The sequence below is a fragment of the Streptomyces sp. NPDC059564 genome (assembly GCF_042735575.1).
GTDB lineage: Bacteria > Actinomycetota > Actinomycetes > Streptomycetales > Streptomycetaceae > Streptomyces.
Window position 1 is genome coordinate 11,604 of the sequence record NZ_JBHWBP010000019.1, and the last position, 12,223, is coordinate 23,826.

Sequence of the window (12,223 nt, forward strand, 5' to 3'; positions counted from 1 at the left end):
GCGGTGATGTCCGCATGCACGGCAACCGCCGTGATTTCCGGCCTCCTTCACACTTCTGACGAAGGCGAGGACATGAGCATGGGATCCACTGGTGAGGGACTCGGGCGCCGTGATCTGATCAAGCGCTCCGCGGCACTCGGACTGATCACGGTGCCGACGATGACCTTCCTGTCCGCCTGCGCCTCCGGCGGTGGGGACAGCTCGACGAAGGGCCCTGACAAGGGGGTCGTGTCCAAGGAGAACCCCTTCGGCGTCGCCAAGGGCGGCAAGCTCGACGTCGTCGTCTTCAAGGGCGGGTTCGGCGACGACTACGCGAAGGCCTGGGAGGCCGCCTTCGACAAGAAGTGGGGCACCACCAGCTCCCACCTCGGCACCCAGGAGATCACCGCCAAGCTCCAGCCGCGCTTCAACGGCGGCAACCCGCCGGACGTCATCGACGACTCGGGCGCCCAGCAGATCAAGCTGGACGTGCTCGCCAAGGGCGGCCAGCTCGCCGACCTCACCGCCGTGCTCGACGCGCCCTCGCTCGACGACCCGGCCAAGAAGGTGCGCGACACCCTGGTCGAGGGCGCCTACGAACAGGGCCTGCAGGGCGGCAAGTACGTCGTGCTGAAGTACGTGTACGCCGTGTTCGGCTTCTGGTACTCCGGCAAGCTCTTCAAGGAGAAGGGCTGGGCGCCGCCGAAGACCTGGGACGAGTTCCTGGCCGTCTGTACCAAGGCCAAGGAGGCGGGCATCGGCGGCCTCGCCCACCAGGGCAAGTACCCGTACTACATCAACGTCGTCATCATGGACCTGATCGCCAAGAAGGGCGGTCTGGAGGCCATGAAGGCGATCGACAACCTGGAGCCGAACGCCTTCGAGGGCAACGCGGCCGCCCTCGCCGCCGTCGAGGCGGTCTACGAGGTGGTCGAGAAGGGCCTGCTGATGCCGGGCACCAACGGCCTCACCCACACGGAGTCCCAGACCGCCTGGAACCAGTACAAGGCCGCCTTCATCCCCTCCGGCTCCTGGCTGGAGAACGAGCAGCTGAAGCAGACCCCGGAGGACTTCGACATGAAGTTCCTGCCGATGCCGCTGCTCGCCGACAGCAAGCTGCCCTTCGAGGCCGTCCGGGCCGGCGTCGACGAGCCCTTCATCGTCCCGGAGAAGGCGGCCAACAAGGCCGCGGGCTTCGAGTTCCTCCGCTCGATGCTGTCCCGGGAGTGGGCGACGATCTTCGCCCAGCAGGCCAACTCGCTCACCGTGGTGAAGGACGGCGTGGACCCGAGCGTCAAGCTGCGGCCGGGCACCCAGTCGGCGGTGGAGGCGCTCAAGGCGGCGGGCGGCAACACCTTCGCCTACCGCTACCCCGACTGGTACAGCGAGATGGACACCGAGATCCAGAATGCGTCCAATGAGCTGATGGCCCAGCGGATTCAGCCAAAGGAGTGGATCAAGAGGGCCCAGGCTGCGGTAGACAAGGCGGCGAAGGACCCGAACGCCAAGAACAACCACCGCAGCTGACACCGCAGGGACGGACACCATGAGCCATGTAGCCCGGGGGAGAGGGAAGGGCGGTTTCATCACCGGCTTCCTCCTCGCGCCCCTCGCGCTGTACCTGACCTTCGTCATCTGGCCGTACGTACAGACGTTCGGGTACTCCTTCACCAACTGGAGCGGCCAGTCGCCGACGTTCGACTTCGTCGGCCTGGACAACTACTCGGCGCTGCTGAACGACGAGGTCTTCCGCGGCGCACTCTGGCACAACCTGCTGCTCCTGGTGTTCGTCCCGGTGATCACCATCCTGCTCGCCCTCTTCTTCGCCTTCATGGTGAACGCGGGAGGGCGCAGCGGGGCCGGCGGAGTTCAGGGCGTCAGCGGCTCGCGCTTCTACAAGATCGTCTACTTCTTCCCGCAGGTCCTCTCCCTGGCCATCCTCGCCGTGCTCTTCGGCGCGATCTACCGCAGCGACGAGGGCGGCCTGCTCAACGGCTTCCTCACCAGGATCGGCCTGATCGACGCACAGCACCCCGTCGAATGGCTCAACGAGCCCAACCTCGTCCTGTGGTGCCTGCTGTTCATCGTCGTCTGGCACGGCGTCGGCTTCTACCTCGTCCTGTTCTCCGCGGCCATGCAGTCCGTCCCCAAGGACATCTACGAGGCCGCGCTGCTCGACGGCGCCGGGCGCGCCCAGACCTTCTTCAGGGTCACCCTGCCCCTGCTGTGGGATTCTGTGCAGACCGCCGCGGTCTATCTGGGCATCGCCGCGATGGACATGTTCGTCCTGGTGTCGACCATGACCTCACAACAGTTCGGCGGCGGCCCCGACCACCACAGCGAGGTCATGGCGACGGTCCTGATGCGCAACTTCCTGTACTTCGGCAAGAGCGGCTACGCCTGCGCCATGGGCGTGGTCATGCTCGTCCTGACCATGATCCTCTCCGTCATCACGCTGCGCGCCACCCGCCGCGAGCGCATCGAGTTCTGAGAGGAGTGCCACGATGACTGCAGAGTCCACAGTGATCAAGGTTCCGGGCGATGCGGCCGCGGAGCGGTCCGGCGGGCCCGGACGGACCAAGGAGCGGGACAAGCGCGGCTCCGAGGGCACGGTCCTCAACGTCTTCTCGCACGGATTCCTCGCCATCTGGGCGATAATGATCGTGCTGCCCCTGATCTGGCTCGCGCTCGGTGCCTTCAAGACCGACGCGCAGATCGGCGGCTCGGCCCTGAGCTGGCCCTCCAACTGGCACTTCGACGCCTTCGCGCGGGCCTGGACCAAGGGCATCGGCGACTACTTCGCCAACACGCTGATCGTGCTCGTCTTCTCGGTCCCGCTGACCATGCTGCTCGGCTCGATGGCCGCGTACGTACTGGCCCGCTACCCCTTCCGGGGCAACCGGGTCATCTACTACTTCTTCGTCAGCGGGGCGATGTTCCCCGTCTTCCTGGCGCTCGTCCCGCTCTTCTTCATGGTCAAGCGCTTCGACATGCTGAACACCTACCAGGGCCTGATCCTGGTGTACGTCGCCTACTCGATGCCGTTCACCGTCTTCTTCATGCACTCCTTCTTCCGGACGCTGCCGACGGCGGTCTACGAGGCGGCGGTCATCGACGGGGCCTCCGACACCCGGATCTTCTTCCAGGTGATGGTGCCGATGGCCAAGCCCGGCCTGATCAGCGTCGGGATATTCAATGTCCTGGGCCAGTGGAACCAGTACATCCTGCCCGCCGTGCTGATGCAGCCGCAGACGACCGGAGACCCCGAGCGCTACATGCTCACCCAGGGCCTCATCCAGCTCCAGTACCAGATGGGCTACGAGACGGACCTGCCGGTGCTGTTCGCCGGCGCCACCATCGCGATCATCCCGATGCTGGCGGTCTACCTCTCCTTCCAGCGCCAGATCCAGGCCGGCCTGACCTCCGCCACCCTCAAGTAGCGGAGTCGGGCACGACCGACCAGCTGACCGCCGAGACGGAGGGGTCGAGCGAGAGGTTGCTGACCGCTTCCTCCAACGCCCGGCCCGCCTGTCCCTCGGCGGTCAGCAGTGCGGACACGGTCACCCGGCCCGGTACGGGGCCGTCCTGGCTGCGGATCGAGCGCAGCTGGTAGCCCGGCCGGCCCAGCGCGTCGACCAGGCGATGGCGGATGTGGGCCTCCTCCGCCTCCAGGCAGACGGCCTCGAAGTGGAAGTCGGCGGCCACCTCGGCCCCGCCGCGCGGCTCGCGGTCGAGCCGCCGGCCCAGCGGGCGCAACAGGAGGTTCGCCCCCACCACGCCCGCCGTGCCGAAGGCGGCCAGCACGAACAGGCCGACCCCGGCCAGGCAGCCCACGGCCGCCGAACACCACAGGGTGGCGGCCGTGTTCAGGCCCCGGACGCTCAGCCCGTCCCGCATGATCACCCCGGCGCCGAGGAAGCCGATCCCCGAGACGATCTGGGCGGCGACCCGCGAGCCGTCGTAGTTCACCTCGGAGACCGCACTGAGGAACCCGTACTGCGAGAGCAGCACGAACAGCGCGGCCCCGCCCGCCACCAGGGCGTTCGTACGCAGGCCCGCCATCCGGGCCCGCCACTGCCGCTCCAGGCCGATGACCGCCCCGAATCCGAGTGCGGCCGCCAGGTGTGCGGCCATTTCCCATTCCGTGAGCAGCGTCATCGGCCCGCCTCCTTCCTACAGCCAGGTCTTGAACGTGCGGATGTACCAGGTCTTCACCAGCTGGGTGAGGGCGCAGTACGCGAGCAGGACGCCGATCAGCCAGGGGAAGTAGCCCGCCGGCAGGGCCACGAAGCCCAGCGAGGGAGCCAGCGGGGAGAAGGGCAGGTAGAGCCCGGTCAGCACCGCGAGGACGGTCATCACCATCACCGGCCAGGAGGCGCGGGACTGGACGAAGGGGATCTTGCGGGTACGGATCATGTGGACGATCAGGGTCTGCGAGAGCAGGCCCTCGACGAACCAGCCGGACTGGAAGAGTGACTGGGCGGCCTCGCTGTTGGCGGCGAAGACGTTCCACATGATCACGAACATCGCGATGTCGAAGATCGAGCTGATCGGCCCGATGGTCACCATGAAGCGGAAGATGCCCTTGGAGTCCCAGTTCCGCGGCTTGCGCAGGTATTCCTCGTCCATCCGGTCCCACGGGGTGGCCAGCTGGGCGATGTCGTAGACCAGGTTCTGCACCAGCAGCATGATCGCCATCATCGGCTGGAACGGGATGAAGGCGCTCGCCACCAGCACCGAGAAGACGTTGCCGAAGTTGGAACTGGCCGTCATCTTGATGTACTTGATCGTGTTGCCGAAGGTGGTCCGGCCCTGGATCACGCCCTGCTCCAGGACGGTGAGGTCCTTCTCCAGCAGGACGATGTCGGCGGACTCCTTGGCGATGTCGACGGCGGTGTCGACCGAGATGCCGACGTCGGCGTCGCGCAGGGCGGCCGCGTCGTTGATCCCGTCCCCGAGGAAGCCGACGGTGTGCCCCTCGGCCTGCAGGGCCCGGACGATCCGGGCCTTCTGGACGGGGTTGACCTTGGCGAAGACCGTCGTACGGGCGGCCAGCGCGCGCAGCGCCTCCTCGTCGAGGGCGTCCAGCCCGGAGCCCAGCGCCACCTGTCCGACGTCGATGCCGACGTCCGCGCAGACGCGGGCCGCCACCAGCTCGTTGTCGCCGGTGATCACCTTCACCGCGATGCCCTTGTCGGCCAGGCCCCGCAGGGCCGCGGCCGCGGAGGCCTTCGGCGGGTCGAGGAAGGCGAGGAAGCCGACCAGGGTCAGCCCGTCCTCGTCGGCGACGGTGTAGGTGTCGCGGGGGGCGGCGATCGTACGGGTGGCGACGGCGAGGACGCGCAGGCCACGCCGGTTGTTCTCCTCGGCGATCCCGGTGACGTGCCACCGCAGCTGGTCGGTCAGTTCGACGGTCCGGCCCCGGTCCGTCATGTGGGTGCACCGGTCGAGGACTTCCTCCACCGCGCCCTTGGTGATCAGGACGTGCTCGGGGCGGCCGGCCGCGCCGACCACGCTGTTGCGGTTCAGGACCACGGACATCCGGCGCCGGGCGAAGTCGAAGGGGATCTCGTCGACCATCGAGAAACGTGCGTCGACGACAACCTCCTCGGCCTCGTCCACGCGGTCGATGACCGCCTGGTCCATCAGGTTCTTCAGGCCCGTCTGGAAGTGGGCGTTGAGGTAGCCGTACTCCAGCACCTCGGTGTCCTCGGCGCCGTGCACGTCCAGGTAGCGGTCCAGGACGATCCGGTCCTCGGTGAGGGTGCCGGTCTTGTCGGTGCACAGGACGTCCATCGCGCCCAGGTTCTGGATCGCGTTGAGGTGCTTGACGACGACCTTGTGCTTGGACATGGCCACCGCGCCGCGTGCCAGGTTGGCGGAGACCACCATCGGCAGCATCTCGGGGGTCAGCCCGACCGCGACGGCGATACCGAAGAGGAAGGCCTCGTTCCAGTCGCCCTTGGTGAAGCCGTTGATCATGAAGACGACCGGGACCATGACGAGCATGAAGCGGATCAGCAGGAAGCTGACCCGGCGCACGCCGTTGTCGAAGTTGGTCTGCGGACGCTCGCCGACCAGCGAGCCGGCCATGGAGCCGAAGTAGGTGCCGGAGCCGGTGGCGACGACCACGCCGGTCGCGGTGCCGGAGGTGACCGAAGTGCCCATCAGGCAGAGGTTGTCGGCCTCGACCGGGTCGGAGGTCTCGTGCTGGCCGAGGTCCTCGGGCCGGGTGTCGGCCTTGGCCACCGGCAGGGACTCGCCGGACAGCGAGGCCTGCGAGACCATCAGGTCCTTCGAGGTGAGGACGCGCAGGTCGGCCGGGATCAGGTCGCCGGCGGCCAGCTTGACCAGGTCACCCGGGACCACCTGGTCCATGGGCACCTCGAAGGTGGTGGGGCCCGAACCGCTGCCGGCCCGGCGCTGCACCGCGCAGGTGGTGGTGACGAGCTTCTTCAGCGCGTCGGCCGCCCGGCCCGAGCGGTACTCCTGCCAGAACCGCAGCAGACCGCTGATCCCCACCATCACGGAGAGGATGATGACGCCCGGGTCCGAGGGCTCCTGCCAGAACATGACGGCGGCGAGGAAGACCAGGACGCCGATGAAGGGGTTCCCGTACGCCTTCGCCAGCTGGACGAACCAGCGCGGGGTGCGCTCGTGGGCGACGGTGTTGGCGCCGTGGCGCTCCAGGCGCAGCGCCGCCTCGGCGTGGGTGAGTCCGCCCCGTGAAGTGTCCACGTCCTGGAGGACCCGGACTGCGGGGCGCGAGCTGACGGCGGCGAGGCGCTCGCCGACGCGGCGGGTTCCGGCCTCCAGTTCGGCGGCCTTGCGCTCGCGGCGGGAGCGGCCCGGCGGTGCGAGCTTCGTGGGGGTACGAGGGGTGAGCATGGTCATGACGAATACCTCCCTCCACGGTGTCCGGGCAGCGCGGAGCCGAGCGGTCACGTGGAGTGATCATGGGTCGGCGCGGGAGGCCACGGAAGGGCCCCGGACGCGCCGGTGGGCATGGATGACGCATGCCTGTCACGAGGTGCAGGGCATGCGGAAGGAATGAAAGGATGCACGGAGACGGCGGAGCGCCGCCGTGCGCGCTCAGGCTGTGCCCGTGCGAGAACAGGTCAGCTGATCAACAGGTCAGCGGACGAGAGCGCTGCAAGGACTTCGATCGGGACTCATCCCGAACACCTCCTCGCGTAGCGCCGTCATCTTCAGGGCGCCCGGTCCGGCCGGAAAGGCCGCAGAGGATCGGCGCCTCAGCGACCGTAGCACGATCGAGGAGGCCCCAGTTCCTCCTTTTGGCCAGTGGTGTCCCATTCGTGCTGCGTCAGCCTCTTGACGTCTGGATACCCAAAGGCTCGACTTAAGGTTCACAAGTTGGAGAGACGCCGGGGTCTCGGAGCGCACAGCCGCGACGACCGGCCGGGGGGCGACGGCTGGCCGTCGCTTATGGGCAGGAGTGGATGAGTCGTGCAGACTCCCGGATCGCAGTCCTCACTGCATCGCGCGAACCTGGAACGGGTCGTGCGGGCCGTGCGCCTCGCGGGTTCGCTGACCCAGGCGGAGATCGCCCGCACCACCGGACTGTCGGCGGCCACGGTCTCCAACATCGTCCGTGAGCTCAAGGACGCCGGGACCGTCGAGGTCACCGACACCTCGGCCGGCGGCCGCCGGGCGCGCAGCGTCTCGCTCAGCGGGGACGCGGGCATCGTGATCGGCGTGGACTTCGGCCACACCCATCTGCGGGTGGCCGTCGGCAACCTGGCGCACCAGGTGCTGGCCGAGGAGTCCGAGCCGCTGGACGTGGACGCCTCCTGGGTGGACGGCTTCGACCGGGCGGAGGCGCTGGTCGGACGGCTGATCGAGGGGGTCGGCGTCGGCCGCGACAAGGTCATCGGCGTCGGGCTCGGCGTCCCCGGGCCCATCGACGTGGAGTCCGGGACCCTCGGCTCGACCGCGATCCTGCCGGGCTGGGCCGGGATCAACCCGCGGCGCGAGCTCTCGCAGCGCCTGGGCGTCCCCGTCTACGTCGACAACGACGCGAACCTCGGCGCGCTGGGCGAGCTGGTCTGGGGCAGCGGCCGGGGGGTCAAGGACCTGGCGTACATCAAGGTCGCGAGCGGGGTGGGCGCGGGGCTGGTGATCAACGGCCAGATCTACCGGGGACCCGGCGGCACCGCCGGGGAGATCGGGCACATCACCCTGGACGAGTCCGGCCCCGTCTGCCGCTGCGGCAACCGCGGCTGTCTGGAGACCTTCGCCGCCGCCCGCTACGTGCTGCCGCTCCTCCAGGGCAGCCACGGGCCGGAGTTGACGATGGAGCGGGTCGTCGAGCTGGCCCGGGGCGGGGACCCCGGCTGCCGCCGGGTCATCACCGACGTCGGCCGGCACATCGGCAGCGGCGTGGCCAGCCTCTGCAACCTCCTGAACCCGAGCCGGGTGGTGCTCGGCGGGTCGCTCGCCGAGGCCGGTGAACTCGTACTGGCTCCGATCCGTGAATCAGTGGGGAGGTACGCGATCCCCAGCGCGGCGCGCCAGCTGTCGGTGCTGACGGGGTCGCTGGGCGGCCGCGCGGAAGTGCTCGGCGCGCTGGCCCTCGTACTGAGCGAGATGGGCGATTCGACGCTTTTGGCGGAAAATGGGATGGGCGTGCGCGCTCCAGCTGTCATGTCTTCAGTTAGATAACGGATGGCACCGTTGTCATCTTGTTAAGGATTCACTCCTTGACGGCAAACTTGCGGCCGGGGTTGACTCACATCCACCTCGGCCGCAGTGTTGCGGCCTCGTCAGGGAGGTTCAAGTAATGAACACTCGTATGCGTAGAGCCGCCGTAGCCGTTGCCGCCGGCGCCATGGCCGTCTCGCTGGCCGCCTGTGGCAGTGCCAAGGAAGCGGGCGGCGAGAAGAAGCCGTCGGGCGCCGCCGCCGGTGACGCCATCAAGGTCGGTCTGCTCCTGCCCGAGAACCAGACCGCGCGCTACGAGAAGTTCGACAAGCCGCTGATCGAGAAGAAGATCGCCGATCTCACCGGCGGCAAGGCCGAGGTCGTCTACGCGAACGCCAAGCAGGACGCGACCACGCAGAACTCGCAGGTCGACACGATGATCACCAACAAGGTGAACGTCCTGATCATCGACGCGGTCGACGCCAAGGCCATCGCGGGCTCGGTCAAGAAGGCCAAGGAGGCCGGCATCCCGGTCGTCGCCTACGACCGCCTCGCCGAGGGCCCGATCGACGCCTACACCTCCTTCGACAACGAAGAGGTCGGCAAGGTCCAGGGCAAGGCGCTGCTGGAGGCCCTGGGCGACAAGGCCAAGGACGGCCAGATCGTCATGATGAACGGCTCCGTCACCGACCCGAACGCCGCGCTGTTCAAGAAGGGCGCGCACTCCGTCCTGGACGGCAAGGTGACCATCGGCAAGGAGTACGACACCAAGGAGTGGAAGCCGGAGAACGCCAACACCAACATGGCGGGAGCGCTCTCGGCGCTCGGCAAGGACAAGGTCATCGGCGTCTACTCCGCCAATGACGGCATGGCCGGCGGCATCATCACCGCCCTCAAGGCGGCCGGCCTGTCCCCCCTGCCCCCGGTCACCGGTCAGGACGCCGAACTCGCCGGTGTGCAGCGCATCGTGGCGGGCGAGCAGTTCATGAGCGTCTACAAGCCCTACGCTCCCGAGGCCTCCGCCGCCGCCGAGATGGCCGTCGCCCTCGCCAAGGGCGAGAAGATCGACGGAATCATCAACCAGAACGTCGACAGCCCGACCACCAAGGGCGTCCCGTCCGTGCTGGTCCCGGTCACCTCGCTCACCAAGGCCAACATCAAGGACACCGTCATCAAGGACGGCGTCTACACGGCCGACGAGATCTGCGCCGACAAGTACGCGGCCGCCTGCGCCACCCTCGGCCTGAAGTAAGGCCCCCCGCGAGGCCTCGCGAGGCCCCCGCGAAGAAACGTCCCGCCCCAGTGGGACGACCCCGCGCCTGCCCGGCGCCCCGCCCCTTCTTCCCCGCCACCCGCGGGGCGCCGGGCAGAAACGATTCCCTTCCGGGTTTCCCCCGCGTTCCTTGTTTGTCGTACCCCCCCATCCGCCCCGCTCCTGCTCTTTTGCACGACATCCCCGCCGGTCAGGCGGCGAAGGAGATGGTTCATGTGTCCGCTGCGCCCGTGCTGGCGTTGCGAGGGGTCTCGAAGCGGTTCGGCGCCGTTCAGGCCCTGACCGACGTAGAACTCGAGATCCACTCCGGTGAGGTGGTCGCCCTGGTCGGCGACAACGGCGCCGGCAAGTCCACGCTGGTCAAGACGATCGCCGGCGTGCACCCCATCGATGACGGAGTCATCGAGTGGGAGGGCCGTCCGGTCTCCATCAACAAGCCCCACGACGCCCAGAACCTCGGCATCGCGACGGTCTACCAGGACCTCGCGCTGTGCGACAACATCGACGTCGTCGGCAACCTCTTCCTCGGCCGCGAGCTCAAGCGCTTCGGCGTCCTCGACGAGGTGGAGATGGAGCGCCGCGCACGCGAGCTCCTGACCACCCTGTCCATCCGGATCCCCAGTGTCCGGATCCCCATCGCCTCGCTCTCCGGCGGCCAGCGCCAGACCGTGGCGATCGCCCGCTCGATGCTGGGCGAGCCCCAGCTCGTCATCCTCGACGAGCCCACCGCCGCCCTCGGCGTCGAGCAGACCGCCCAGGTCCTGGACCTGGTGGAGCGGCTGCGCGAGCGCGGCCACGCCGTCATCCTCATCAGCCACAACATGGCCGATGTGAAGGCCGTCGCCGACAAGGTGGCGGTCCTGCGGCTGGGCCGCAACAACGGCGTCTTCAGTGTCGCCGACACCTCGCAGGAAGAGATCATCTCCGCCATCACCGGGGCCACGGACAACGCCGTGACCCGCCGGGCGGCCCGCACCGGGGAGGCCCGCAAGTGAGCACCCACAACCCCGCCGCCGATCCGCTGGGCAAGGGACCGGGGCAGCACGTCGACCCGGTCAACCCGGCCGCGGCGGCGGACGCCATCCCCGCGGTGGACCCGCGCCTGCTCGTCCGCGAGCAGGGCCTCTCGGGCTACCTGAACGAGTTCGGCCGCAAGATGAAGGCCGGTGACCTGGGCTCCATCCCGGTCGTCCTCGGCCTGATCGTCATTTGGAGCATCTTCCAGAGCCTGAACTCGAACTTCCTCTCCCCGGAGAACCTCACCAACATCGCGATCACGATGGTCGCCACCGGCATGATGGCCGTCGGCATCATCTTCGTGCTGCTGCTCGGCGAGATCGACCTCTCGGTCGGCTCCGTCAGCGGCGTCTCGGGCGCGATCGTCGCCGTCCTCGCCGTCACCCACGGCGTGAACGAATGGCTCGCGATCCTGGCTGCCATCGCCGGAGGCGCCCTGATCGGCGCGATCCACGGCTTCTTCTTCGCCAAGATCGGCGCCCCCGCCTTCGCCGTCACCCTGTCGGGCCTGCTGTTCTGGTCCGGCGCGATGCTGCAGATCCTCGGCAGCAACGGCACCATCAACCTCGACTCCGACGGCGTGGTCGGCCAGCTGACCACGTACTTCTTCTCGGACGTGGCCGCCGGGTACGGACTCGCGGCGGTCGCCGTGGCGGCGTACTTCCTCGCGACCTTCTCCGACAACCGCCGCCGGGCGGCCGCCGGGGTCCCCTCGCGGCCGCTCACCGAGATCCTGCTGCGCACCGGGGTGCTCGCGGTCTTCACCTTCGGGCCGGCCGTGGTGTTCAACCAGTACAAGGGCCTGCCGCTCGCGGTGGTGCTCTTCGTGCTGGCGCTGGTCGGCACGGACTTCCTGCTGCGCCGCACCTCTTTCGGCCGCAACGTCTTCGCCCTCGGCGGCAGCGTCGAGGCCTCCCGCCGCGCGGGCATCAACGTGGCCGGGATCCGCATCGCGGTCTTCTCCATCGCGGGCACCTTCGCCGCCGTCGGCGGGCTCTTCTGGGCCTCCAAGATCGCGGCGGCCAACCAGAGCGCCGGCGCCGGCGACCTGCTGATGAACGTCATCGCGGCGGCCGTCATCGGCGGCACCAGCCTCTTCGGCGGCCGGGGCCGGACCTGGAACGCCCTCCTCGGCGTCATGGTCATCACCTCCATCCAGTACGGTCTGGCCCTGGAGGGGATCGCGACGCCGATCCAGTACATGATCACCGGTGCGGTACTGCTCGCCACCGTGGTCATCGACTCGGTCACCCGCAAGACCCAGAAGACCGCGGGACGCGCCTGACCGCAGGC

At 68.5% G+C, this 12,223-nt stretch carries 9 protein-coding genes; 7 read left to right on the forward strand and 2 right to left on the reverse strand.

The features are described from left to right. Positions 1-78 precede the first annotated feature (78 nt). The 3 genes from ngcE to ACFV0Q_RS06435 are packed head-to-tail and all read left to right on the forward strand — an operon-like array spanning position 79 to position 3,419. On the forward strand, positions 79-1,506 hold the full coding sequence (ngcE, locus tag ACFV0Q_RS06425) for an N-acetylglucosamine/diacetylchitobiose ABC transporter substrate-binding protein (RefSeq protein WP_385001387.1): 1,428 nt from the start codon (positions 79-81) through the stop codon (positions 1,504-1,506). Positions 1,507-1,525: 19 nt separating this feature from the next. Beyond that, a complete protein-coding gene (locus ACFV0Q_RS06430) occupies positions 1,526-2,470 on the forward strand; it encodes a carbohydrate ABC transporter permease (RefSeq protein WP_385001321.1) in 945 nt (314 codons plus the stop codon). A gap of 13 nt (positions 2,471-2,483) precedes the next feature. Further along, positions 2,484-3,419 (forward strand): carbohydrate ABC transporter permease, encoded by a 936-nt coding sequence (locus tag ACFV0Q_RS06435; RefSeq protein WP_385001324.1) that lies wholly within the window; start codon positions 2,484-2,486, stop codon positions 3,417-3,419. Here ACFV0Q_RS06435 and ACFV0Q_RS06440 read toward each other — a convergent pair. Together ACFV0Q_RS06440 and mgtA are read right to left on the reverse strand one after the other, a co-directional pair. Continuing rightward, positions 3,412-4,137, reverse strand: a complete 726-nt coding sequence (locus ACFV0Q_RS06440; protein ID WP_385001326.1) for an MgtC/SapB family protein — start codon at positions 4,135-4,137, stop codon at positions 3,412-3,414. The genes ACFV0Q_RS06435 and ACFV0Q_RS06440 overlap by 8 nt on opposite strands. 15 nt (positions 4,138-4,152) lie before the next feature. After that, a complete protein-coding gene (mgtA, locus tag ACFV0Q_RS06445; RefSeq protein ID WP_385001329.1) occupies positions 4,153-6,873 on the reverse strand; it encodes a magnesium-translocating P-type ATPase in 2,721 nt (906 codons plus the stop codon). Between the two features lie 573 nt (positions 6,874-7,446). On the opposite strand from mgtA, the gene ACFV0Q_RS06450 reads away from it, so the two are divergent. From ACFV0Q_RS06450 to ACFV0Q_RS06465, 4 genes are all read left to right on the forward strand, one after another. After that, on the forward strand, positions 7,447-8,661 hold the full coding sequence (locus ACFV0Q_RS06450) for an ROK family protein (protein WP_385001332.1): 1,215 nt from the start codon (positions 7,447-7,449) through the stop codon (positions 8,659-8,661). A gap of 118 nt (positions 8,662-8,779) precedes the next feature. Further along, positions 8,780-9,892, forward strand: coding sequence for a sugar ABC transporter substrate-binding protein (locus ACFV0Q_RS06455; RefSeq protein WP_385001335.1), 1,113 nt, complete (start codon positions 8,780-8,782; stop codon positions 9,890-9,892). A gap of 227 nt (positions 9,893-10,119) precedes the next feature. Next, positions 10,120-10,908: an ATP-binding cassette domain-containing protein gene (locus ACFV0Q_RS06460; RefSeq protein WP_266573386.1), complete on the forward strand. Its 789-nt coding sequence runs from the start codon at positions 10,120-10,122 to the stop codon at positions 10,906-10,908. Between the two features lie 26 nt (positions 10,909-10,934). Then, positions 10,935-12,215: a sugar ABC transporter permease gene (locus tag ACFV0Q_RS06465; protein ID WP_385001390.1), complete on the forward strand. Its 1,281-nt coding sequence runs from the start codon at positions 10,935-10,937 to the stop codon at positions 12,213-12,215. Positions 12,216-12,223 lie beyond the last annotated feature (8 nt).